This is a genomic window from Actinomadura sp. GTD37 (assembly GCF_041951365.1).
Lineage (GTDB): Bacteria > Actinomycetota > Actinomycetes > Streptosporangiales > Streptosporangiaceae > Spirillospora.
The window spans coordinates 470744-494680 of record NZ_JBGNUS010000001.1; the positions used below are offsets into that span (position 1 = coordinate 470744).

Consider the following 23937-nt stretch of genomic DNA (forward strand, 5'->3'; position numbering starts at 1 on the left):
ACCGCGGACCCCGTCCCCCGGCGCGATCTCCAGCACGTTCGGGATCAGGCGCGTCCCGACGGGTGCCGCTCGGCCCTTCCGTCGGACGTCGGGTAGTCGTCGTCGAACAGCTTCATCACGGACCCGTCCCCCGGCGCGATCTCCAGCACGTTCGAGATGGGGGCGTGTCGCTCGCCGTGCCGCTCGTAGGCGCCCGCCACGTTGAAGTACCGCAGCGCGGCCGGCTTCCGCTGCCGAAGCGGTTCGCGCTGGGGGCGGCCGACCGCATCCGGCAGGTCCCGCCGCCGTCCAGCCTTCGGAGCCAAGAGGTGGCGGCTTCGCGGGGTGCGCATCGTGGCCACACTGATGCGTCTTGGACGCGACGCGGGGTGAGGGCGGCCGTGTCTGCTCCGCTCAGGGCGATCGTCTTTCTCATCGCCGGGCGGACGAGGGCGGCGCTTCCGCATCTCTTCGGTGAGGGCCTGGGCGTCCCGGCCGAGCCGGGCGGCGGGCGAGGGCGATCGCTAGGAGGCGCCTTCGGACGCCCGGTGTTTCACGTGAAACGTGGCCGGTCGGCAGCGGCAGGAGGCCGGGGGTCAGGCCAGGCGGCTCTGGAGCAGGGACTCGCAGACTTCGCCCAGGTCCAGCCCGGCGACGCTGATGGCGCGCGGGAGGAGGCTCGTCTCGGTCATGCCGGGAGCGACGTTGACTTCGAGGAAGTGGACTTCGCCGTCAGGGGAGACGATGAGGTCGGTGCGGGAGATGTCGCTGAGGCCCAGGGCGCGGTGGGCGGTGACGGCGGCGGCGGTGGCGCGGGCGGCGGCGTCCGGGGTGAGGCGGGCCGGGGTGATGAACTCGGTGTCGCCGGCGTCGTAGCGGGCCGTGTAGTCGTAGAGGCCGCCGGGGGCGACGATCTCGACGGCGGGGAGGGCGACGGGTGCGCCGTCCTGCTCGATGACGCTCACGGAGACTTCGGTGCCGGAGATGTAGCGCTCGACGAGGGCCGCGTCGCCGTAGGCGAAGCAGCCGACCATGGCGGCCGACAGCTCGGACGGCTCGCGCACGACGGAGGCGCCGAGCGCCGAGCCGCCGCGGGTCGGCTTGACGAACAGGGGGAGGCCGAGGGCGCTCAGGATGCGGTCGAGGACGGACGCGGCGCCGAGGTCGTGGAAGACCTCCTTCGGGAGCGCGACCGACTCGGGGGTGCGGAGGCCGGCGCGGCGCACGACGGACTTGGCGGTCGGCTTGTCCCATGCGACACGGCAGGCGTCCGGACGCGCGCCGAGGTAGGGGACGCCGAGGAGTCCGAGGACGTCGCGGATCGAGCCGTCCTCGCCCGCGGCGCCGTGCAGGACGGGGAAGACGATGTCCGGCGGATCGTCGGTCAGGGAGTCCAGGAGTGTCGCGTCGGCGTCGCGCAGTTCGACCGGGATGTCGCGCGCGCGCAGCGCGTCGGTGACGCGCCTGCCGGACCGCAGCGACACCTCGCGCTCGTACGACAGCCCGCCGGCGAGGACGACGACATGCCCGAGTTCCAACGCTGGTGCCTCTCTCGGATGGTGCGCCGCGCGCCGGCCGGCCGTGGCCGCACCGGCGCGCGTTTCACGTGAAACCTTCAGACGACGTCCGGCCCCGGCGCCTGGACGCCGGTGGAGCCGCCGCCCACCGCGCCGCCGAACATGTCGCGCAGGCGGATCTCCTTCTCGACGACCGACGCGAGCCGCCGGACGCCCAATCGGATCCGGTGCGGTTCCGGGAAGCAGTACGACAGGCGCAGGTGCCGGTGCCCGGTGCCGTCCGCGTAGAAGCCGGTGCCGGGGACGTAGGCGACCCGTTCGGCGATCGCGCGCGGGGCCATCGCCTTGGCGTCGAGCCCTTCGGGGAGTGTCAGCCAGACAAAGAAGCCGCCTGCCGGACGCGTCCACGTGCAACCGTCCGGCATCAGCTGGTCAAGGGACTCCAGCATCGCGTCACGGCGGGCCCGGTACAGCTCCCGGAAGTCCTTGATCTGCTCGCGCCACGGCTGCGTGGCGAGGTACTCGCGGACGGCGAGCTGCGAGAAGTTCGACGGGCACAGGATCGCCGACTCGGCCGCCAGGACGAGCTTGGCCCGCACCGCGTGCGGCGCCAGCACCCAGCCGACGCGGAGGCCGGACGCGATGGTCTTGGAGAACGAGCCGAGGTAGATGACGCGCTCGGAGTCGTCCGCGCGCAGCGCCCGCATGGGCTCGCCGTCGAAGCCGAGGAGCCCGTACGGGTTGTCCTCGACGATCAGGACGTCGTACTCGGCGCAGATCTCGAGGATCTGGGCGCGCCGCGCGGTGGTGAGGGTGACGCCCGCGGGGTTCTGGAACGTCGGCACGGTGTAGAGGAACTTGACGCTGCGCCCCTGGGCGCGGAGCGACGCGAGGGTCTCGCGGAGCGCGGACGGGATGAGCCCGCCCTCGTCCAGCGGGACGTGCACGACGTCCGCCTGGTAGGAGGCGAACGTGCCGAGCGCGCCGACGTAGGACGGTGCCTCGGCGAGGACGACGTCGCCGGGGTCCACGAAGATCTTGGTGATGAGGTCGAGCGCCTGCTGCGCGCCGACGGTGACGACCACGTCGTCCGGCGACGCCTGGACGCCTTCGAGGGACATGACCTCGCAGATGCGCTCGCGCAGCAGCTCGTCCCCCTGGGCGGAGCCGTACTGGAGCACCTCGGCGCCCTTGCCGGCGACGAGCTCGCCGATCATCTGGCCGACGGCGTCGAGCGGGAGCGCGGAGACGTTGGGCATGCCGCCCGCGAGCGAGACGACCTCGGGGCGGGCGGCCATCGCGAACAGAGCCCGGATTTCGGACGGCACCATGCCGGCGGCACGGGCGGCGTAGCGATCGGCGTAGACGTCCGTACGCGAATGCTGTTCCACGAGGCACCTCCGAGGTATGACGGCTTCCCTGCAAACTACGGCATGGCGGCCATGCCGGGCCGCTCCGGGTGTGGCGCGCCGTGCGGTTGGGGAAACTCCTGTCCGATACGATGCCCGCGGGTCCCGGTTGGTTGCCGGGAACTTCCGCCGCCACGGGCTCCAGGCCCGCGGGCGAGGATCGAGACAGGGGGTGCCGGCCCGGTGTCACGTCGTCTCGTGAACATCACGCTGGACAATCTCGAGGACCTGCCGCACCGCTGCCGCGGCTGCGTGTTCTGGGAGCTGGATCCGGTCAGCCGGGACCGTGCGCTGGAGAGCGGCGACTCGGGACTGGAGAAGGAGGCGTGGATCTCCTCGACGCTGCTGGAGTGGGGCAGCTGCGGCAAGATCGCGTACGTGGACAACGTCCCGGCGGGGTTCGTGATGTACGCGCCGCCGCTGTACGTGCCGCGCTCGGTGGCGTTTCCGACGAGTCCGGTCAGCGCGGACGCGGTGCTGCTGATGTCGGCGCACATCCTGCCGGAGTTCGCGGGCGGCGGCCTCGGCCGGATGCTCGTCCAGGGCGTCGCGAAGGACCTGACGCGCCGCGCGGTGAAGGCGATCGAGGCGTTCGGCGACCTGAAGGGCGAGGAGGGCGGGTGCATGGTGCCCGCCGACTACCTGCTGTCGGTCGGGTTCAAGACCGTCCGGCCGCATCACCGGTATCCGCGGCTGCGGCTGGAGCTCAAGTCGGCCCTGTCGTGGCGTGAGGACGTCGAGGTGGCCCTGGAACGGCTGCTGGGCTCCATGACCCCGGAGGGGGCGCTACGACCCGTCTAGGGCGTTCTGAGACGGTTTATACGTGTGGCCCGCACTCCGACCGGAGTGCGGGCCACACGTTTTCCCGCTCGCCGCGGGAGACGGGAGGCGGTCTGCGGGAGCCGCTCGAAGGGAGCCGGCTCAGATGAACTCGGCGAGATCCCGCAGCAGGGCGGCCTTCGGCTTGGCGCCCATGATCTGCTTGACGACCTCGCCGCCCTGGTAGACGTTCATCGTCGGGATCTGCATGATGCCGTACTTCTGCGGCACCTGCGGGTTCTCGTCGATGTTCAGCTTCACGATGTCGATCTTGTCGCCGTGCTCGGCGGAGATCTCCTCCAGGATCGGCGACACCATCCGGCACGGGCCGCACCACTCCGCCCAGAAGTCGACGAGAACGGGCTTGTCGCTGTCGAGGACCTCGGTCGCGAAGTCGGCGTCGGTCACGGCTTTCATGGTTCTCCTTCGTTCTCGCTCGGACGGGCCCGGCCCGGCGCCGTCCGCGTCGGTTCGTCGGCGCGGCCGCCGGCCGAGCCGGCGGCCGCGCCCGATCGGTCAGACCTGCGGGACGGTCTCGGCGGCGTCCTGGTCCTGGAGCCAGCGCTCGGCGTCGATGGCGGCCGAGCAGCCGCTGCCGGCCGCGGTGATGGCCTGCCGGTAGATGTGGTCGACCACGTCACCGCAGGCGAACACGCCGGGAATCTTGGTCCGCGTGGTCGGGGCGTCCACCAGCAGGTAGCCGTCGGTGTCGGTCTCCAGCTGACCGGCGAACAACTCGCTGCGCGGGTCGTGCCCGATCGCGATGAACAGCCCGGTGATCTCCACCGTGGACTCGGCGCCGGTCTTGGTGTTGCGGACGGTCACGCCCGTCACCCGGTCATCGCCCTGGATGCCGGCGACCTCGCTGTCCCACAGGAACTTGATCTTCTCGTTGGCGAACGCCCGGTCCTGCATGATCTTCGACGCGCGCAGCTCGCCCCGCCGGTGGACGACGGTCACCGACCGGGCGAACTTGGTCAGGAAGATCGCCTCCTCCATCGCGGTGTCGCCGCCGCCGACGACCACGATGTCCTGCTCGCGGAAGAAGAACCCGTCACAGGTCGCACACCACGACACGCCCCGCCCGGACAGGCGCTTCTCGTCCGGCAGGCCCAGCTCCCGGTACCCCGAGCCCGTCGCCACGATCACGGACTTCGCCAGGTAGGTCTCGTCGCCGACCTTGACGACCTTGGGGTCGGCGGTGAGGTCGACCTCGGTGACGTCGTCGGTGATGAGTTCGGCGCCGAACCGCTCGGCCTGCTTGCGCAGGCTGTCCATGAGGTCGGGCCCCATGATCCCGTCCGGGAAGCCGGGGAAGTTCTCCACGTCGGTGGTGTTCATCAGCGCACCGCCGGCCGTCACCGACCCCTCGAACACCAGCGGCTTCAGGTCGCCGCGGGCCGCGTAGACGGCGGCCGTGTAGCCCGCGGGCCCCGATCCGATGATGATGACGTTGCGGACGTCGCTCACTGTTCTGCGCCTCTCCTCGTTGGCCGTCGGTACCGCTCGACCCGGCCTGCCAGTCGCGTCAACCGATCCTAGGCCCCGGGGATTCCCGGGACACCAGGACCGGCCGTCCCACCAGGTGTGCTCCCCTCTAGGGTGTGGTTCATGGCACGCATCCTGCTCCTCCACTCGATGTACGGGCTGCGCCCTGCGGTGCACCAGGCGGCGGACCGGCTCCGCGCGGCCGGCCACGAGGTGCACGTCCCCGACCTGTACGGCGGCAGGGTCGTCGACACGCCCGAGGAGGGCTTCGGGATCAAGGAGGAGATCGGCCGGGACGAGCTGCTGCGCCGGGCCGTCCACGCGGCCGCGCCGCTGATCGGTGCGGGCGGCCTCGTCTACGCGGGCTTCTCGCTCGGCGGGTCCATCGCGCAGAACCTCGCGTTCGCGGACGAGAGGGCCGGCGGCCTGCTGCTGATGCACGGCACGTCCGACATCGCGGACGACGCGTCGACCGAGGTCCCGGTGCAGCTGCACGTCGCCGACCCCGACACGTGGGAGCCCGTCGACTGGCTGAACGCCTGGTACCTGCGGATGCGGAAGGCGGGTGCGGACGTCGAGGTCTTCCGCTACCGGGGCGCCGGCCACCTCTTCACCGACCCGGACCTTCCCGACTACGACTCCGAGTCCGCCGAACGCGCCTGGACCATCGCGCTGGCCTTCCTCGACTCCCTCTGACCACGGTTCCCGCCAGGCGTCGCCTTCAAGCCGCCCGGCAAGGCGGTCCGTCCGGACGGATCAGATGGTGTCGCGTGACATGCGGTGCTGTGCCGCCGGAGCCGGTGAGAGCCGTTCTAGCCCGGGTAGTACCGCGCGGCTTCAGGGACGCGCCGACCCGGGCCGTTCTCGGATCGGGCCGAGAACGGCGGGGCCCGTGCGTCAGGCGTTCTCGAGCTTCTTCAGAAGGTGCTGGTCGTGCACCGAGCAGTCTGGACCGACGACCCAGATGTTCCACTTGCCGGTGCCCTTGCCGGGCATGGCGATGACGGTCGCTGGAGCGCCCTCGTAGTTCGCCTTGTCGACGAGCGTGGGCGTCAACCCGTGGGTCACGCCGTTCACACAGCCCTTGAGCTGCGCAGACGGTGCGCCCGACGCGGCCCTGAGCTTCGGCGCGTCGGCCAGCAGGCGGTCGACCTGCGGGGCCAGCGTCCCGGCGCGGTAGTCGGTGCCGCTGCTCGCGACCGTGAAGGCCCCGGCAGGGGCGGCGTTCGGCGCCACCCCATGTTCCGAACCGGATTGGTCGGGATTATCCTGCGCGGGAGTCGACGCCTTGCCGTGGTCGCCGCTCACGCCGTCCAATGCCATCGTGCCGACCGTCGCGCCGCCGCCGACGACGATCACCGCCGCCGCGGCCGCCGACAGGATCCGCCAATGCCGCCTTCCGCGCCGCTGCTCCATGCTCACCACGGTGGCGCTGTGCATCGACTCCGCGGCTATGGCGGTGTCGATGCGCTCGGCCAGCTCGGCGGGCATGGACGGGACGGGTGCCTCCGCCAGGATCCGGGAGACGTCCGCAAGGTCGGCGGACAGCTCACGGCATTCGGCGCAGGTGTCGAGGTGCGCGTTGACGGAGGCGGCTTCGTCGTCTTCGAGCAGTCCCTCGGCCAGATCGGCCAGGATGTCGTAGTCATAGTGTGCGGGGTTCACTTGGGCATGCCACCTCCTTCCACACCTCCGACGTTTTTGCGATCCCGTCGGTTCCGGTGGTGGGTGAGAAGGGGCGCGAGCCGGGCGCGTCCCCGCGCGCACCGGCTCTTGATCGTGCCGGGCGGGACCTCCATGACCCGCGCGGCGTCGTCGACGGAGTAGCCCATCATGTCGACGAGGACGAGGGCGGCCCGCTGCTCGAAAGGCAGCTGCTCCAGGGCGGTGCGGACGTCGAGGGACACGCCGTGCGCGTCCGTCGGGTCGGGCAGCTTCGGCGCGACGGCGTCGAACGTCGCGTCGTCGCCCATCGGCGTCGCCGGCCGGACGGACTTGCGGCGGATGCGGTCCAGGCAGGCGTTCACCACGATGCGGTGCAGCCAGGTCGTGACGGCGGCGTCCCCGCGGAACCGTCCGGCGGCGCGGAACGCCGAGAGGCACGCGTCCTGGAGGGCGTCGGCGGCCTCCTCCGGGTCGCCGAGGGTGCGCAGCGCGACCGCCCACATGCGGTCGCGGTGCCGGTGGACCAGTTCGGCGAACGCGTGCGGGTCCCCCTGGGCGTGGCGCGCGAGGAGTTCCTTGTCGGGGACCTCGCCGACCCGATGCATGCTCACCGACGTCATGAGCGACCGCTTTCTCGTTCGGGACGCCCGGTCGGCGCCGGGCATCCGCGACCGGCTGCTGGGGTAGGCACCACAGATTCCTGGGGGCGAGGGGACATTCTGCTCACAGGCACGATACAGACAAGAGCAACTCCACGTCACAGGCCTTGTGCACCGCGCGGACGGACGTCAGCCGGCGGCGCCGAAGACGGTGACCTCCCCCAGCCGCCCCTTGGGGACGGGAGACGTGGGAAGCGAGGTGAACCAGACCATGACGTACTGGCCCGTAACTTCGGGGCTCGCGTTCACGGTGACCAATCCGCCGTTGGCGGGCTGCTCGCCGATCCGCTTCAGGCCGCCGGGGGACGTCGAGTCCCCGACGCGGACCTGCATGACGCCGCCGGTCACCGGAGAGTGGATCTTGACGTTGGCGACCTTGACGGGCTTGCCCATGTCGAGCAGGACGCCGAGGCCCTTGGAGTAGTTGCCGAACTTCGGATCGGCGTACCGCTGGGTCTCCCACTTGCCGCCGGGCTTGCCGTCGATGACGGACTCGACGTCCTTGGTGATCGAGGTGTCCTGGTGGCCGGGCTGCGACTCCTGGACGGCCGTCACGCCCGCCGCCTGGAGCTTGACCACGGTCGGCTCCGCCGGCGCGCTCGTCCTGGTCTTGCCGGTGGCGCCGTCGCCGCCGGGCTCGCCGCCGCCGCCGGAACCGGCCAGCGCCCAGGCGCCGATGCCGACGATGACGGTCAGCGCGGCGGCCGCGACGCCGAGGAGCGCGCGGTTGGCGGGCCGCTTGGGCGCGCCGTGCCCGTGCGCGGGCGCCGTGCGGGTCGACGTGGACGGCGGCGGCCCCGCGCGCTGGGCGCGCGGCGGCGGGACGTGCGACGACGCGTGCTGCCCGTGCGATGGCGCCTGCTGCCCGCGCGGTGCCGCCTGCTGCCCGCGCGCGGGACGCCGGTGGGGCTGCGTCGGGGCGGGCGGCGGCGTCGCGGGACGCGGCGGCGCGGCCGGGCGCGGGGACGGCGGTGCGGCCTGGCCGAGCCCGGCGAACAGCGGCAGCGGGGTGCGCGGGACGCCGCGCAGCGCCTTGGCCAGGTCGGCGGGGGACGCGAGCGCCTCCGCCTGGCCGAGGCCGAGGCAGCGGCAGACGATCGCGTCGACCGCGTGCGAGATGCCGGCCTGGACCTGGCGGGGCGCGTGCGGGACGCCGTCGGCCCCCGGCGCGGCGGGCAGATCGGAGACGTCCTCGTCGCCGGGCCAGTGCGCGGTGAGCGCGGCGTACAGCATCCTGCCGAGGCCGCGGACGTCCTCGGCGGCGGGGTCGTCGGCCTGCCGGTCGCCGAGCACCGCGTCGGTCGCGATGCCGAGGATCTTGACGGTGCCGCCGGTCGTCCAGACGAGGTCGCGGGGGGTGAGGCAGAGGTGGGAGAGCCCGGCGGAGTGCGCGGCGGCGATCGCCTCGGCCGCCTCGTACAGCAGCGTCGCGGCGCGGCCGGGCTCCAGCGGAGCCTTGCCGAGCATGCCCTCCAGGGTCTCGCCGACCACCCATTCGCTGACGACGTAGGCGCTCTCGCCCGAGTCGTCGGCGTCGAACACCTGGGTGAGGCGGGGGTCGGTCAGCCTGCTGGCCGACCGCGCGGAGGTGACGGCTTCGGTGATCCTGGGGAACTCGGGATCGAAGGTGCGGACGGCGACCGCCCGCGCGAGGATCTCGTCGATGGCCTTCCAGAGCGACGATCCACCGGAATCGCTGATGCGCTCTTCGAGGCGGTAGCGGCCGGCGAGACGCGTGCCGGGCTCGATGACTGACGTGCTCACGGCAACGTCCTGCACAGGTGGTCAGATCCCATGTTAGTGGCGTGGCAGCTTACGCCTCCGACCCTCCTCTTTGCGTTCCCCAGGGTGTCGCCCCGCAAGCCGTAGTCCCCCACATGGTAGTGGTTACTCGCCTGAGTGGCCGCCTTATCGCCGCGCGTCCTTTTTTACTTTGGGACGTGTTCGCCGGCCGGCCCTCAGCGGCCGGGCAGCCGGCGCGCGAACGTGGCGATGGTCGTCTGGATCTCCTCCACCCGCATCAGCTTGGCGAAGAGCACGTACAGCAGCCCGCCGCCGACGGAGCCGGCCACCAGGGTGACCAGCGCGGGAAGCATCGCCGAGGTGTTCGCGGCGGCGTCGGCGACGGTGTGCGCGGCGTAGGCGAACCCGATCAGCGGCCAGACGGCGACGAGGAGCTTCAGGTGGCCGCCGATGATGCGCCGGCCGTCGATGCCGCCGAGCTTGCGGCGCAGCACCAGCCAGCAGGTGACGGTGCCGACGACGTTGGTGACCGCGAACCCGCCGGCGATGCCGACCACGATCCACTTGACGTCCAGGACGTTGTAGGCGGTGAACGCCATCGCGATGTTGGACACGGTGACGACGAGGCCGATCAGCGCGGGCGTCCGCGTGTCCCCGTGCGAGTAGAAGACCCGCAGCATGAGCTGGTAGATCGAGAACGGGACGAGCGCGATGGCGAACATCTGCATGACCCGCGCGATGACCAGCGCGTCGTCCGGCGAGGTGTTGCCGTGCGCGAACAGCACCGTGGTGATCTCCGGGCCGAGCACCAGCATCAGCGCCGCCGCCGGCATGATGATCACCGAGGAGAGCCGCAGCCCGCTGGAGAACGCGGCCCGCACGTCGGCGGTCTTGCCCTCGGCCGCGAACCGGCTCATCCGCGGCAGCAGCGCGGTGATCACTGAGACGCCGACGATCGCGTAGGGCAGCTGGAAGAGCTGGTAGGCGTTGAAGTACGGGGTGTATCCGTAGCCTTCGCCGAGGCCCGCGTCCACGGCCCGGTTCCCGGCGGCGTTCGCCAGCGCGGTGACGACGGCGAGCGCGGCCTGGGTGGCGACGACGTAGAGCAGCGTCCAGCCGGCCATCCGCCCGACCTCGCCGATCTCGCCGCGCTTGAAGTCGAGCCGGGGCCGCCACCGGAACCCGGCGCGGCGCAGCGACGGCCACAGCGCGACCGTCTGCAGGACGATGCCGCCGGTCGTGCCGGCCGACAGCAGCATGAGCTGGGAGTCGGAGATGCTGGACGGGTCGACGCGGCCCGTCGTGACCGCCAGGAACGCCCCGCCGACCGCGATCACCACGAGGTTGTTGAGGACCGGCGCCCACATGGGCGCGCCGAAGCTGCCGCGCGTGTTCAGGATGGCCCCGGCGAACGCGCCGACGCCGTAGAAGAACAGCTGCGGCAGGAAGAACTGCGCGAACAGGACGGCGACCTTGCGCTGGTCGCCGGTGTAGCTGCCGGCGAGCACGTCGATGAACAGCGGCGCGCACAGCACCGCCACGACGGTGAGGGCGCCGAGCCCGATCACCGCGAGGGTGAAGACGCGCTGCTCGTACTGCTCGCCGTAGGCGCGGTCGCGCTGCTTGGCCCGCACCAGCAGCGGGACGATGACGCTCGTCAGGATGCCGCCGAGCAGCAGGTCGTAGATCTGGTTGGGGATCGTGTTGGCGGTGTTGTAGGCGTTGGCGAGCAGCCCGGTGCCGAGCGCGGCGACGATGACGGCGGTGCGCAGGAACCCGGTGACGCGGGACGCGAGGGTGCCCACGGCCATGATCGCGCCGGAGCGGAGGATGCCGCCCCCGGCCTTCCCGCCGCCGTCGCCCTCCCCGGACGGGGGGACGGGCGTGTCCACTACCGTCTCGGCCACAGGTGCGTTACTGCCCGGAAGGGGAATGTCAATCGCCGTCTCGGCGGCGATGTTCGCCGCGCCCGGGGGCCTGCCCGTCGGCGGCGGGCTCGGGTATCCCGCCGGATTCGGGGTGTTCCTCTGCGGCGGGCCCGGCGGCCCCGGGGGCGGACCCGGCGGCCTCTGCGTCGGGCCCTGGGGCCTCTGCGGCGGACCCTGCGGCGGGCCCTGGGGCGGGCCCTGCGGATATCCCTGGCCCGGCGGGTTGCCCCGTGGCGGATAGCCCTGCCCCGGGGAATTCGGCGGCGGGTATCCCGCCTCCGGGGAACCCGGAGCCGGGGAGTCCGCTCCCCGGTTCCCCTGGTCCCGCCGATCCCATTCCGGTCGACCCGTCACCGGCTGCCTCCGCTTTCCGGCGGCGCCTCGCTCTGAGGGCCCGCACTCCGACGCCCACGAAGAGTACGGCAAGTCCGCCGCCGGTGATGAGCAGCGCGAGCCGCCCGTAGCCGGTGACGGTCACGGTGATCGACTCGCCGCCGCCGTACGTCCGGCCGCCCGAGCCGGTGGACCGCAGTTCCAGCTGGACGTGGAAGTTGCCGTTGCCGGCCGCCTGCGCGGGGATCCAGCGCTGGGCGCGCTCCCCGGGCCGCAGCTCGATGACCGCGTCCTCGTCGGCGAGCGTGCCGAGCCGGAGCTTCGCGCTGTTCTCCGAGGTCGCGACGAGCCGGACCTTGACCGACTGGTCGGACAGCATGTTCTCCACGAGCACCGGCAGCCGTCCCGAGCTGCCTCCCATCAGCACCCGTTTGCTCTTGGTGGTGACGATGCGGACCAGGTGCATGTCGGAGGCGAGCTCCTCCTCCAGCTGCTTGCGGGCCGCTCTGGCCTGGCGCGGGGACGTCCGCCACGCCGCCGATTGCAGGCGCAGCAGCGCGCGCTCGTAGGAGATCTTGGTGGGACCGGTGAGCACGGCCTGGAACGCCGCGGCCTGCCGCGCGATCGCCTGCACCTGGGTCAGGTGCGCGTCGCCGAGCTCGTACTGCTGGTAGTCGTCGTTGTAGCCGTTGAAGACGCGGCCCTGCGGCTCGGCCGTCTCGATCTTGCCGACCGGGACCTCGTTCAGCCAGGCCGCGCCCTTGGTGTACTTCAGCAGGTTCTTCGCGAGCTCGCCGGCCGGGTCCCAGTAGCGGTCCGGGGCGACGACCAGGGTGCGCTGCCGGTTCGGCGCCTCCGCCGCGATCATCGCCGTCTCGGCGAGGAAGCGCTGCTCGGTCAGCAGCCCGCCGGACCCCGCCCCCTCGCTGACGATCTGGTTGAGCTTCTCGTCGTACAGCAGCGCCTTCTTGACGCCGTGGTGCGTCGGCAGCGTCGTCGTCGCGTTCGGCAGCGCCCCGGTCGCCGGGTTCTGGAACTGCGAGCTGCTCATCAGGAACGCCCCGCCGTCCTTCAGGGCGATCTTGGCCAGCTCGTCGACCGTCCCGGGCCCGGCGGCGCCGGACGGCGGCCAGGCGACGCGGGTGGTCGCGGCGCGTCCGAGGACCTGCGTCGCGACACCGGTGTTCCGCTGGTCGAACGCGACGCCGATGTCGCGGGGCGTCTTGCGGCGGACGAGCGCGACGACGTCGGGGTCGGCGTAGGGGAGGGTGAAGTACGGGTCCTTCTTCGAGGCCTCCTTCAGCGCCGCCAGCCAGCTCGCCGCGGCGGCGCTCTTCTTCTTCCGGACGCCCTTCTTCGCGCCGGGCGCCCGGACCGTGTAGTCGCCGGACGCCATCCGCTGCACGTCGTCCAGCAGCGCCGGGTCGATCGCCCAGGTGAGCGGCGTGCCGGTGCCGGCCGCCGCGTCGACGAGCCGGCTGAGCCGCCCGCCGGGCGCCACGGCCTTGGCGAGTTCGTCGTCGATGAACGTCCGGTCGTTGGTGCGGTGCATCGCACCGGTGAGCGGCAGGACCCAGCCGACGGCCACCGGGTTGAAGTGCCGTTCCTTCGGCATGAACGTCACGAACGTCGTGACGCCCCCGACGACCTGGCGCGCGGAGTTCAGCACCTCGACGCCCATCGGGTAGACGCCGGGCGTGCCCGCGGGGGCGCGGAGGCCCAGGTCCTTGACCGTGGACTTGAACGTCCAGCCCTGCTTCACGCCGGGCGCGGCGGCCCCGGGGAGCTGCTTCTCGGGGCCGGTGTTCGGCAGCGCGTTGGGCTGGGCGGCCGCGAACTGGTCGAGCTGGCTGCGGCTGGTGACGGGCTGGGCGCTGTAGCGCAGCCGCAGGGTGAGGCCGGGCAGCTGGTGGCCGGTGCGGTTCTTGGCCAGCCCGGAGATCTCGATCGTCGACGACGCGGTGACCGTCTTGGGGTCGACCTTGGTGAGCGCCATGGCGACCTGGGCCTTCGCCCGAGCCTGCGCGGACGCGGGCGCGGGCGCCTGGTGCGCGAGGGCGGGCGCCGCCAGCGCCATGCAGGGCAGCAGAGCGGCCAGCGCCACCGCGCGTTTGACCGTCCTCACGCCTTACCGGCCGCCTCAGGACGGCGGGCGAACATTTCCCGCACCACGGCGTCGATGGTAGTCCGTCCGGCGTCTGGCGTGGCCAGGGTCAGGCGTGGGAGCGGGTGGCGCGCGGGCCGTCCGCGGGCGCGGGGAGCGGTGGCGGGACGAGCGGATCGATCGGCTTGGCGTGGCAGAGGGCGTAGAGGGAGCCGGCCCGGATGCCGAGGGCCGTGGACGCCTCGCCGGTCGCGGTGTAGACGACGCCGTCGCCGTCCAGGCCGTCCGCGAGGCGGTGGTCGAGGAGCAGCGGCATCGTGTCGGGCAGGAGCAGCGGGCAGACCAGGCCGGCCGCGTACTCGGTGGCGGCGTTCACGACGTCCGGGTGCGCCGGGCGGACGGTGCGCGCGCCGACGCTGCGCCGGACGGCCTCCATCGGCGGCCGCTCGCCCGCCGGGACGATGACGCCGGTCAGGAAGCGGCGGCCGCGGCGGGCGTCGTCGCAGGAGTAGACGCGCGTCACCAGGCACCGTTTCGCCGGGAGGCCGAGCGCCTTCGGCAGTTCGTCGGCGTGGGCCACCGCGACGGGCAGCCGCACGATCTCGTGCACGGTCTCCCATTCGAGCAGTGCGCGGTGGATGGCGAGAGCGTCCTTCATGTTGGGCTCCATCCCGCGGGGGTCTCCCCGCTCACCCCCGGAACTGGTTCGCTGTGTCCCCGTGCTTCAGCACTCTGTGGGGGAGATCCCCACATACCCGGAACGACTGACCTAACTCGCGTCATACGTCACGTAAACCCTCACGATGCGCCTCAGCCGCACGTGCGGCGGACCGGGGCCCTTGGGATCCCGCTACCGTTGTCGTGCGGGAGGCTCACCGGCGGTCGCGCTGGCGTCATCGGGGTGTCCAGAACGTAACCCGGGGATCGCGGTAGGGAAAGGGGCCCGTCCGGCTCCGGCCCCGCAAAGGCTCCCGTGCGGGGGCCGCCGATCGCCGGAAAGTCCTTTGTCAGCCCATCAGTCAAGGAAATACGCTCGATGGCCGTGCCCAACCAGAACGTGACCCCAGACTCCTCGCCGCCGACCGCGATCGCCGAGCTGCTGCGCGGGATCGCGCCCGTCGCCGACGACCTCGGCGCCCTGTTCGCGGCGGCCGGGCACGAGCTGGCGCTGGTCGGCGGGCCCGTCCGGGACGCGCTGCTGCGCCGCCGCACCAAGGACGTCGACCTGACCACCGACGCGCCGCCCGAGCGCACCCTGGAGATCATCCGCGGCTGGGCGGACGCGCACTGGACGATCGGCATCGAGTTCGGCACGGTCGGCCTCCGCAAGTCCGGCGTCGAGCTGGAGATCACCACCTACCGCAGCGAGTCCTACGACCCGAAGTCCCGCAAGCCGGACGTCGCGTACGGCACGTCCCTCGTCGAGGACCTGCGCCGCCGCGACTTCGCCGTGAACGCCATGGCGGCGCGCCTGCCGGGGCACGAGTTCGTCGACCCGTTCGGCGGCCTGACCGACCTGCAGCGCAAGGTCCTGCGGACGCCCGGCAGGCCCGAGGACTCCTTCAGCGACGACCCGCTGCGCATGATGCGCGCCGCCCGGTTCACCTCGCAGCTCGGCTTCACGGTCGCGCCGGACGTCGTCCGCGCGATGACGGACATGGCGTCCCGCATCGAGATCGTGTCGGCGGAGCGCGTCCGGGACGAGCTGTCCAAGCTGCTCTGCGGCCGGTACCCGCGGCAGGGCCTGGCGCTGCTCGTCGAGACGGGCCTCGCCGCGCACGTCCTGCCGGAGCTGCCGAAGCTGCGGCTGGAGATCGACGAGCACCACCGGCACAAGGACGTCTACGAGCACTCGCTGATCGTTCTGGAGCAGGCGATCGCGCAGGAGGAGGAGGGGCCCGACCTCGTCCTGCGGCTGGCGGCGCTGCTGCACGACATCGGCAAGCCGAGGACGCGCCGGTTCGAAGACGGCGGCCGGGTGTCGTTCCACCACCACGAGGTCGTCGGCGCGAAGATGACCCGCAAGCGGCTGACCGCGCTGCGCTACCCGAAGGACGTCATCAACGAGGTGTCCCGGCTGGTGGAGCTGCACCTCCGGTTCCACGGCTACGGCACCGGCGAGTGGACGGACTCGGCCGTCCGCCGGTACGTCCGCGACGCCGGTCCCCTGCTCAGCCGCCTGCACAAGCTGACGCGCGCCGACTGCACGACCCGCAACAAGCGCAAGGCCGACCGGCTGCGCCGCACCTACGACGACCTGGAGACGCGGATCGACCGGCTGGCCGAGGAGGAGGAGCTGGCCGCGATCCGCCCGGAGATCGACGGCAACGAGATCCAGGAGATCCTCGGCATCGGGCCGGGCCCGCTCGTCGGCCGGGCCTACAAGTTCCTCCTCGACCTCCGCCTCGACCAGGGCATGGTCGGCAAGGAGGCCGCCGCCGCCGAACTGCGCCGCTGGGCCGCCGCCGAGGGCGTCCTCGAACGCCCCGCCGCGCCCGATGGTGCGGCGGCCGCGAACGGTGATGCGGCGGCCGGGGGTGACGAGGCGTGATCCCGCTGCAGCTGGGGCGGATGAGCCCGCGCGAGGCCGAGCGGATGCTGGCGTTCGACCGGGAGCACATCTGGCATCCGTACGCGCCGATGCCCGCGTCCGCGCCCGTCCTGCCGGTCGTGTCGGCGGACGGGGTGCGGCTGACGCTCGCGGACGGCACCGAGCTGATCGACGGGATGTCGTCGTGGTGGGCGGCCGTGCACGGCTACAACCACCCGAAGCTGAACGCGGCCGTCACGGGGCAGCTCGGCAAGATGGCGCACGTGATGTTCGGCGGGCTCACGCACCCGCCGGCCGTGCGGCTCGCGGAACGCCTGGTCGAGCTCACCCCGGAGCCGCTGACGAAGGTGTTCTTCGCCGACTCCGGGTCCGTCGCCGTCGAGGTCGCGATCAAGATGGCGCTGCAGTTCTGGCGGTCGCGGGGGCGTCCCGAGCGGCACCGGCTGCTCACCGTCCGGGGCGGCTACCACGGCGACACGTTCGGCGACATGGCCGTCTGCGACCCGGTCAACGGGATGCACCACCTGTTCTCCGACGTCCTCGCGAAGCACGTGTTCGCGCCGCCGCCTCCGCTCGGGTACTCCGCCGAGCCCGACGCCGGCTACCTGGACGAGCTGTCCCGGCTGGCCGCCGAGCACGCGGGCGAGCTGGCCGGGATCATCGTCGAGCCGATCGTCCAGGGCGCCGGCGGCATGCGCTTCTACGCCCCCGAGTACCTGCGCGCGCTCCGCGACCTCGCCGACGAGCACGGCCTGCTGCTGATCCTGGACGAGATCGCCACCGGGTTCGGCCGGACGGGCGAGCTGTGGGGCTGCGACCACGCCGAGGTCACGCCCGACATCATGTGCCTCGGCAAGGCCCTGACCGGCGGATACATGACGATGGCCGCCACCATGTGCACCGACCGCGTCGCGGACGGGATCTCCTCCGGTGAGGCGGGCGTCCTCATGCACGGCCCCACGTACATGGCGAACCCGCTGGCCGCCGCCGTCGCGTCCGCGTCCATCGACCTGCTGATGTCGCGCGACTGGCGGGACGAGGTCGACACCATCGAGGCCGTCCTGACCAGCGAACTGGACGGCGCGGCCGATCTTGCGGGGGTGGCGGACGTCCGCGTCCTCGGCGCGATCGGCGTCGTGGAGGCGCGGGAGCCGGTGGACGTCGCGTCCGTCCAGGAGATCGCCATGGCGCACGGCGTCTGGCTGCGCCCGTTCGGCAACCTGGTCTACACGATGCCGCCGTACGTCTGCACCGAGGACGAGGTCCTGCACATCGCCGCCGCCCTCCACGCCGTCGCCGAATCCCTCTGACCGCCGGCCGGGTGCGGCGACCGGCACGCGCCCTGCCCGGATCGGCCGCGCCGGGTCGGCGCCGCCGGGTCAGTGGAAGGCGTGCGCGGGGCGGCGGATGCGGGACGCGGCCGTCCGGTAGGCGACCGCGCCCGCCGCGTACGCGACGATCACCGCCAGGAGGGTGGGGACGGCGCGGCCGTCCGACGGGAGCCAGGTGGCGGCGGCAGCCGCGGCGGCGGCGAACGTCGCGTTGAAGAGCATGTCGTAGACGGCGAACACCCGGCCCCGGTAGGCGTCGTCGATGATCTCCTGGAGCGTCGTGTCGACGCACAGCTTCACGCCCTGCGACACGACGCCGAGCAGGAAGGCGCCGGCCGCCCAGGGGTATTCGGTGAACGACGTCCCCAGCAGGAGCAGGCTCACGGCGGCCCCGGCGAGCAGCCACGCCGTCCATGCCTGCTTGCTGATCCGCCGCACCACCGCGGGGGTGATCAGCGCCGCCGCGAAGTACCCGGCGCCGGACACCCCGAGCATGAGCGCGAACGTCTCCAGCCCCTGGTCGGGGTCGTCGGCGAAGTGGTTGCGGCACAGCAGCAGCGTCATGATCAGGACGACGCCGTACAGGAACCGGTGGAACGAGATCGCGCCGAGCGCCAGCGCCGCCTGCGGCCGCCGCGCGATGTGCCGCGCCCCGTCCGCCAGCCCGGTCAGGACGCCGCCGAGCGCGTCCCGGACGCGCGGGGCGGCCGGCGCCGCGTCCGCCGCCCGGTGCGGCCCGAGGAGGTCCTTGGGCAGCGTCGTCGCGACGAGACCCGCGAGCAGGAACAGCGCCGCCGCCGACACGAGGATCAGCGCCGTCCCCTCGTGCCCGGCGCCGAACAGGCGGCGCAGCAGGTAGCCGGCCCCGCCGCCCACGAACGCGATGATCGTCCCGGACGTGACGGTGAACGCGTTCGCCGTCACGAGCTGGTCGCGCCGCACGACGTGCGGCAGCGCCGCCGACAGCGCGGCGAGGAAGAACCGGTTGACGCCCAGCACGACGAGGACGCCGAGGAAGAAGCCGGGGCCGTCCTGCCCGGCGGCCACGAGTCCGGCGACGCCGAGCACGAGGACGGCGCGGAGCACGGGCGTCCACACGAGGATCTGCCGGCGCCGCCACCGGTCGATGAACACCCCGGCGAACGGGCCGAGCACCGAGTACGGCAGCAGCGTCACCGCGAACGCGGCGGCGGCCTTCCCGGCCGTGGTCTGCCGCTCCGGCGAGAAGAACACGTAGCTCGCCAGCGCCACCTGGAACACGCCGTCGGAGAGCTGGGAGGCCAGCCGCGTCCCGTACAGCCGCTGGAAATCCCGTCCGCGCAGGATCTTCCGCAACTGACCGGCCTTCACGCGATCACCATACGTGCTGCGCCCGACCGCGCCGCCCGCCCGTCCCGCCGGTGGTCATCCGCGGCGGGAGTCGCTGCGGGACAGCCCGTCGAGGAGTGCCCGGAGGCCGAACTCGAAGGTCTGGTCGGGGGAGGCGGCGTAGCCGGTCGCCGCCGCGGTCTCCAGGCGGGCGCGCAGGCGCGGGAAGCGCGCGGCGATCTCCTGCGCGGTGGTCATGGCCTCGGCCAGCCGTTTCTGGGCGCCGTCGCCGTTCCGGTCGAGCTTGCGGGTGAGCGAGGCGGTCGCGGCGACGCCGGCCGCGTTGCCGAGGACGTAGGTGAACACCGCGGCGGCGGCCCGGTCGGCCTCGGCGCCGGTGAAGCCCCCGGCCTCGTAGACGGCGAGCTGGTGCTCGTCGTGGCGCGCCTTGCTCTCCCCGTAGACGACATGTCCGGCGAAGACCTGGACGAGCCAGGGGTGGCCGGTGAACATCCGGTACAGGTCGGCGGCCATGGCGGCGGCCGCGGCGCGCCAGCCGATCGCGTCCGGGTCGGGGAGCGCGAGGTCGCCCCAGACCAGGTCGGTGGCCAGCAGGACCAGGTCGTCCTTGCTCCCGACGTGCCAGTACACGGCTGTGGCCGCGGAGTTGAGCCGCTTGCCCAGCGCGCATGTTCAGACCGCGCCGGCCCGTCCGCGGCTCCCCTCGGACGACCGCCGCCCCCGCGCTAGCTGAGCCAGAGGCGGGTGAAGTCGTAGCCGGCGGTGGTGGGGAGGTAGAGGGCGCCGTGGACGCGGGACGAGTGGAAGAGCGTCTGCGCGCGGTCCAGCAGGGGGACGATCGCCGCGTCCTGCATGATCTTCTGGTCGGCCTGCTGCCAGTAGCCGGCGGCGTGCTGGGCGTCGGGGGCGGTGAGGGCCGCGTCGATGAGGGCGTTGACCTCGGGGTTGTCGTAGCCGCCGTAGTTGGTGGAGTTCTGCCCGTAGCCGCGGCCGTCGAAGAGCGGCTGGACGATCGACCGGCCGTTGTTGCCGTACCAGTCGGGCACCCAGCCGGGGGCCGCGATGTCCCACTCGCCCTCGCGGCCGCGGGCGGGCGTGCCGAGGGTCCCGGCGTAGAAGGAGCCGCCGGAGTCGGCGATGAGGTCGGTGCCGACCCCGCAGGCGTCGAGGTTCTCGGCGATGGACTGGGCGATGAGCTTGTGGACGCTGTTCGTCCGGTACGGGAACTTCAGTGTGAGCTTGGGGTGGCCCGCCTTGCCGAGCAGCTCGCGGCACTTGGCCGGATCGCCGGACTCGCCCGGCGTCGGATAGTGGTCGACCGCCGCGTATCCGGAGTTCCCCGGCGGGATCACGGTGTGCAGCGGCCGCGCCACCGCCGGCCCGCCGACGATCTTGATGAGGGCGCTGCGGTCGACGGCGTACTCCAGCGCCTGCCTGACCTCCCGCGTGCCGAGCGCGCCGCCGTTGTTGGGGCTGCGCGTGTTGAACACCAGGTACGGGCTGTTGTTCGGCGTCTCCCTGATCGCGAACCGGGGATCGTCGCGCAGCCGCGGGATCGCCGACGTCGGGACGGGCTGGTCCCACGCGAGGTCGGCGGTGCCCTGCTCGATCTGCTGCTGGACGGCCTCCGGCGAGTCCTGCCCGAGGGTGATCCGGATCTTCGCGACGTGCCGCTCGCGGAGCGGATCGCCGCCCGCCCGCCACGCCGGGTTGTGCGCCAGCACGTACGAGAGCCCGGGACGGTACTCGGTGATCTGGTACGGGCCGTTCGAGATCGTGTGCTTGCGGAGCTCCGGACCGTCCGGGACGTAGGCGTCGTACTCCTTCGGCGCGGCGGCGGAGTACGGCAGCGTCAGCAGGTTGAGGAAGTCGCTCGCGGGGCGCCGCAGCTCGAACACCAGCGTCCGGTCGTCCTTGGCGCGGACGCCCTCGATCCCGTGCGCGCGCTGGTAGGCCGCCATCGCCGCGGGATCCTCGGCGTCGACGCCGGCGTAGCCGCGGCAGAACTCGTCCATCCCCTTGAGCGTCGAGATGAAGTAGCCCTTGCCGGCGGACGGCGCCGCCGGGTTGCACAGCCGTTCGAAGCCGCGCACGAAGTCCTGCGCGGTCACGGGGCGCGGCGGCTCGGTGTTCCACTGGACGCCGTCGCGCAGCCGCACCGTGTACGTGCGGCGGTTCTTGGCGAGGCCGCCGTTCTCGCGGGTCGGGAGCCGCTCGGCCACGTCCGGCCGGACGGGGACCGTCTCCTGGAAGTCGTTGGACGCGCGCGTCCCGAACAGCGTCCGGGCGAACGTGCGGACGAGCCCGTACGCGCCGACGCTGGACACGGACGCGGGGTCGAGGTGCTCGACGTCGGACGACCCGATGACGCGCAGCGTCCCGCCGTCCCGGCGCTGGCCCGCCGCGGACGCGTCGTCACCTCCCCCCGCGCATCCGGCGAGGACCACCACCAGCCCCGTCAGCCCCACCGTCACCTTGAACATCTCGCGTGCCGTCACGTTCTCACCTCGACACTCCGAACTTGGCGCGCAGTAACCGGCGGTGTCACAGTAGGGCCGCTGAGTGACAAAGGGCCGGTACATCTCCGTTTTCCTCTAGAAGTAAGGACGCCCTGAGAGTGGAATGTCCACTCTCAGGGCGTCCTTTGGGAACTTTGTGATCAGACTCTCAGCGAACGCTGATCAGCGCGTCAGCGCTCCACTTCGCCGCGGATGAACTTCTCCACCGCGTCGTGCGCCTGGTCGTCGTTGTACTGCTCCGGCGGCGACTTCATGAAGTAGGAGGACGCCGACAGGATCGGGCCGCCGATGCCGCGGTCCTTGGCGATCTTCGCGGCGCGGACCGCGTCGATGATGACGCCGGCGGAGTTCGGGGAGTCCCAGACCTCCAGCTTGTACTCCAGGTTGAGGGGCGTGTCGCCGAACGACCTGCCCTCCAGCCGGACGTAGGCCCACTTGCGGTCGTCCAGCCACGGCACGTGGTCGGACGGGCCGATGTGCACGTCCGCCTTCGCCATCTCGTGCGGGATCTGCGAGGTCACCGACTGCGTCTTGGAGATCTTCTTGGACTGGAGCCGCTTGCGCTCCAGCATGTTCATGAAGTCCATGTTGCCGCCGAAGTTGAGCTGGTACGTGCGCAGCAGCTCGACGCCGCGGTCCTCGAAGAGGCGGGCCATGACGCGGTGCGTGATGGTCGCGCCGACCTGCGACTTGATGTCGTCGCCGACGATCGGGACGCCCGCGTCGGTGAACTTCTGCGCCCACTCGGGGTCGCTGGCGATGAACACCGGCAGCGCGTTCACGAACGCGACCTTGGCGTCGATCGCGCACTGGGCGTAGAAGCGGTCGGCCTCCTCCGAGCCCACCGGCAGGTACGACACCAGGACGTCGACCTCGGCGTCCTTCAGCACCCGCACCACGTCGACCGGCTCGGCGTCCGACTCCTCGACCATGTCCAGGTAGTACTCGCCCAGGCCGTCGAAGGTGTGCCCGCGCTGGACCGTGATGCCGGTCGGCGGCACGTCGGCGAACTTGATGGTGTTGTTCTCGCTGGCGTGGATGGCCTCGGAGAGGTCCATCCCGACCTTCTTGGCGTCCACGTCGAACGCCGCGACGAACTCCACGTCGCCGACGTGGTACTCGCCGAACTGCACGTGCATCAGGCCGGGGACTCGCGTCTCGGGGGCCGCGTCCTTGTAGAACTCGACACCTTGGACGAGTGAAGAGGCGCAGTTGCCCACACCAACGATGGCTACGCGCACCGAACCCATCCGTTTGCTCCTTCTCTCTAGCGGAACATGTGGTGTTTCACCCGTCCCCGAAGGCGCCGGGCCGCTGCTCAGCGGCCCTCGTCCCGAGGCATGTCCTGGTCAATTCGCTTAGCTGACTGTGCTTGCTGTGCTTGCTGTTCCTGCTCGGCCCGCTCGCGTCCGATGAGCTCGTTGAGCCACCGGACCTCGCGCTCGACCGACTCCAGCCCGTGGTTCTGCAGCTCCAGGGTGTAGGAGTCGACGCGCTCGCGGGTCCGCGCCAGGGCGGCGCGGACGCTCTCCAGGCGCTCCTCCAGCCGGCTGCGCCGGCCTTCGAGGATCCGCAGCCGGACGTCGGCGCGGGTGTGCGAGAAGAAGGCGAAGTGCACGCCGAACCCCTCGTCCTCCCACGCCGCCGGACCGGCCTCGGTCAGGAGCTGCTGGAGGCGCTCCTTGCCGTCGGCGGTGAGCTTGTAAACGATCTTCGACCGGCGGCTCTGCAGCGCCAGTGGCGTGTTCGCCTCCTCCGAGCGGTCCTCGACGATCATCCCGTCCGCGAGAAGCTGCTTGAGGCACGGATAGAGGGACCCGTAAGAGAACGCCCGGAACATGCCCAGCAGGGCGTTGAGCCGCTTGCGCAGCTCGTAGCCGTGCATCGGGGCCTCGTGCAGCAGCCCGAGCACGGCGAGCTCCAGCACGCCCGCGCCCTTCCTGGCCGCCATCCCGGTTCCCTCTTCCGCAGAAGCCGATGTCTCGATCCGATGTATCGAGTGAATGTATCGACTCGATACATCGCCAAGATACGTACGGGACCCCGTCCTGGCAAGTGGACCGGTGCGCGAACCCTGCCGCCCCTCCGCACCGCGCGGAGGGGATCTTCCACGTCAGGGGCCGGACGACGGCCGAGGTGGGACGCCGAATGCGGCGAATTCAGGGTGTATGTGGCCGAAGTGTGCCAAAGTTGCGGCTGGAACCACCTGGCCATGTCGAGCGTCCTCGGCTACGGGGAACGGAGCCCCGGGCGGCAGACGTACGAGGAGGGTCCAGCCGGCCGCTTCGCCGGCGGGGGCGTCGACCGGCCGGGACGAACTCCGCCGTGCACGCGCTCCCCCCGCGCTCCCCCCGCTCACCAGCCCGCACAGTACTCTTCGGACGGCGCACGAGTCGCAACAAGGGCCGGGGGCCGCTCCGGACCCCTGGCGGCAACCGTTGTCCCCTGTTGATGAGGTCGCGTGAGTAATCCAAGCCAGCCCCGACCGGAACCCGGGTCGCAGAGGCCGGGCGGGCAGCAGAACCCCCGTCCCGGTGATTCCGGCGACCCCGGCCGCAGCGAG

The 23937-nt window shown here is 72.0% G+C and carries 21 protein-coding genes; 5 read left to right on the top strand and 16 right to left on the bottom strand.

Annotation, left to right across the window (positions count from 1 at the left end; translation table 11 throughout):
- Nucleotides 1–44 precede the first annotated feature (44 nt).
- From ACA511_RS02320 to ACA511_RS02330, 3 genes are all read right to left on the bottom strand, one after another.
- A complete protein-coding gene (locus ACA511_RS02320) occupies nucleotides 45–332 on the bottom strand; it encodes a hypothetical protein (protein WP_375022328.1) in 288 nt (95 codons plus the stop codon).
- Between the two features lie 243 nt (nucleotides 333–575).
- Nucleotides 576–1517, bottom strand: a complete 942-nt coding sequence (locus tag ACA511_RS02325; protein ID WP_375022329.1) for a D-alanine--D-alanine ligase — start codon at nucleotides 1515–1517, stop codon at nucleotides 576–578.
- 77 nt (nucleotides 1518–1594) lie between these two features.
- Complete coding sequence (locus tag ACA511_RS02330) at nucleotides 1595–2827, bottom strand: PLP-dependent aminotransferase family protein (protein WP_375024671.1); 1233 nt, start codon at nucleotides 2825–2827, stop codon at nucleotides 1595–1597.
- A 261-nt stretch (nucleotides 2828–3088) separates the two neighbouring features.
- On the opposite strand from ACA511_RS02330, the gene ACA511_RS02335 reads away from it, so the two are divergent.
- A complete protein-coding gene (locus ACA511_RS02335; RefSeq protein ID WP_375022330.1) occupies nucleotides 3089–3706 on the top strand; it encodes a GNAT family N-acetyltransferase in 618 nt (205 codons plus the stop codon).
- A 120-nt stretch (nucleotides 3707–3826) separates the two neighbouring features.
- Here the strand turns inward: ACA511_RS02335 and trxA are convergent, their stop codons facing one another.
- Both trxA and trxB read right to left on the bottom strand, forming a co-directional pair.
- Entirely contained in the window at nucleotides 3827–4141 is a 315-nt protein-coding gene (gene trxA / locus ACA511_RS02340) for a thioredoxin (RefSeq protein WP_375022331.1), read from the bottom strand.
- Nucleotides 4142–4240: 99 nt separating this feature from the next.
- The gene (gene trxB, locus ACA511_RS02345; protein ID WP_375022332.1) at nucleotides 4241–5194 is read right to left on the bottom strand and encodes a thioredoxin-disulfide reductase; all 954 of its coding nucleotides are present in this window, start codon (nucleotides 5192–5194) and stop codon (nucleotides 4241–4243) included.
- A gap of 141 nt (nucleotides 5195–5335) precedes the next feature.
- Here trxB and ACA511_RS02350 point away from each other — a divergent pair, with 141 nt between their 5' ends.
- Nucleotides 5336–5908 (top strand): dienelactone hydrolase family protein, encoded by a 573-nt coding sequence (locus ACA511_RS02350; protein WP_375022333.1) that lies wholly within the window; start codon nucleotides 5336–5338, stop codon nucleotides 5906–5908.
- 201 nt (nucleotides 5909–6109) lie between these two features.
- Here the strand turns inward: ACA511_RS02350 and ACA511_RS02355 are convergent, their stop codons facing one another.
- The 6 genes from ACA511_RS02355 to ACA511_RS02380 all read right to left on the bottom strand — a co-directional run bounded on the left by ACA511_RS02355 (nucleotide 6110) and on the right by ACA511_RS02380 (nucleotide 14302).
- Nucleotides 6110–6877 (bottom strand): anti-sigma factor family protein, encoded by a 768-nt coding sequence (locus ACA511_RS02355; protein WP_375022334.1) that lies wholly within the window; start codon nucleotides 6875–6877, stop codon nucleotides 6110–6112.
- Nucleotides 6874–7497 (bottom strand): RNA polymerase sigma factor SigM, encoded by a 624-nt coding sequence (gene sigM / locus ACA511_RS02360; RefSeq protein ID WP_375022335.1) that lies wholly within the window; start codon nucleotides 7495–7497, stop codon nucleotides 6874–6876. Before sigM ends, ACA511_RS02355 begins: the two co-directional genes overlap by 4 nt.
- A 168-nt stretch (nucleotides 7498–7665) precedes the next feature.
- Entirely contained in the window at nucleotides 7666–9300 is a 1635-nt protein-coding gene (locus tag ACA511_RS02365) for a protein kinase family protein (RefSeq protein ID WP_375022336.1), read from the bottom strand.
- Nucleotides 9301–9494: 194 nt separating this feature from the next.
- Complete coding sequence (gene murJ, locus ACA511_RS02370; RefSeq protein WP_375022338.1) at nucleotides 9495–11186, bottom strand: murein biosynthesis integral membrane protein MurJ; 1692 nt, start codon at nucleotides 11184–11186, stop codon at nucleotides 9495–9497.
- 28 nt (nucleotides 11187–11214) lie between these two features.
- Nucleotides 11215–13665: a DUF6049 family protein gene (locus ACA511_RS02375; RefSeq protein ID WP_375022339.1), complete on the bottom strand. Its 2451-nt coding sequence runs from the start codon at nucleotides 13663–13665 to the stop codon at nucleotides 11215–11217.
- A gap of 88 nt (nucleotides 13666–13753) precedes the next feature.
- Nucleotides 13754–14302 (bottom strand): aminoacyl-tRNA deacylase, encoded by a 549-nt coding sequence (locus ACA511_RS02380; protein ID WP_375022340.1) that lies wholly within the window; start codon nucleotides 14300–14302, stop codon nucleotides 13754–13756.
- A gap of 378 nt (nucleotides 14303–14680) precedes the next feature.
- Between ACA511_RS02380 and ACA511_RS02385 the strand changes: the two genes are divergently transcribed.
- Nucleotides 14681–16195: a CCA tRNA nucleotidyltransferase gene (locus ACA511_RS02385; RefSeq protein ID WP_375022341.1), complete on the top strand. Its 1515-nt coding sequence runs from the start codon at nucleotides 14681–14683 to the stop codon at nucleotides 16193–16195.
- Nucleotides 16192–17505, top strand: coding sequence for an adenosylmethionine--8-amino-7-oxononanoate transaminase (gene bioA / locus ACA511_RS02390; RefSeq protein ID WP_375022342.1), 1314 nt, complete (start codon nucleotides 16192–16194; stop codon nucleotides 17503–17505). Before ACA511_RS02385 ends, bioA begins: the two co-directional genes overlap by 4 nt.
- 69 nt (nucleotides 17506–17574) lie before the next feature.
- Here the strand turns inward: bioA and ACA511_RS02395 are convergent, their stop codons facing one another.
- The 5 genes from ACA511_RS02395 to ACA511_RS02415 all read right to left on the bottom strand — a co-directional run bounded on the left by ACA511_RS02395 (nucleotide 17575) and on the right by ACA511_RS02415 (nucleotide 23325).
- The gene (locus ACA511_RS02395; protein WP_375022343.1) at nucleotides 17575–18876 is read right to left on the bottom strand and encodes an MFS transporter; all 1302 of its coding nucleotides are present in this window, start codon (nucleotides 18874–18876) and stop codon (nucleotides 17575–17577) included.
- A 54-nt stretch (nucleotides 18877–18930) separates the two neighbouring features.
- Nucleotides 18931–19485 carry a TetR/AcrR family transcriptional regulator C-terminal domain-containing protein gene (locus ACA511_RS02400; protein WP_375022344.1) on the bottom strand — a complete coding sequence of 185 codons (555 nt, stop codon included), beginning with the start codon at nucleotides 19483–19485 and terminating at the stop codon, nucleotides 18931–18933.
- Nucleotides 19486–19580: 95 nt separating this feature from the next.
- Nucleotides 19581–21353, bottom strand: a complete 1773-nt coding sequence (locus ACA511_RS02405; protein WP_375022345.1) for an ABC transporter substrate-binding protein — start codon at nucleotides 21351–21353, stop codon at nucleotides 19581–19583.
- Between the two features lie 191 nt (nucleotides 21354–21544).
- Entirely contained in the window at nucleotides 21545–22624 is a 1080-nt protein-coding gene (locus tag ACA511_RS02410; RefSeq protein ID WP_375022346.1) for an inositol-3-phosphate synthase, read from the bottom strand.
- A 68-nt stretch (nucleotides 22625–22692) separates the two neighbouring features.
- The gene (locus ACA511_RS02415; protein WP_375022347.1) at nucleotides 22693–23325 is read right to left on the bottom strand and encodes a helix-turn-helix transcriptional regulator; all 633 of its coding nucleotides are present in this window, start codon (nucleotides 23323–23325) and stop codon (nucleotides 22693–22695) included.
- A 39-nt stretch (nucleotides 23326–23364) separates the two neighbouring features.
- Here ACA511_RS02415 and ACA511_RS02420 point away from each other — a divergent pair, with 39 nt between their 5' ends.
- Nucleotides 23365–23826: a DUF5318 family protein gene (locus ACA511_RS02420; protein ID WP_375022348.1), complete on the top strand. Its 462-nt coding sequence runs from the start codon at nucleotides 23365–23367 to the stop codon at nucleotides 23824–23826.
- The last annotated feature ends 111 nt before the right edge of the window (nucleotides 23827–23937 follow it).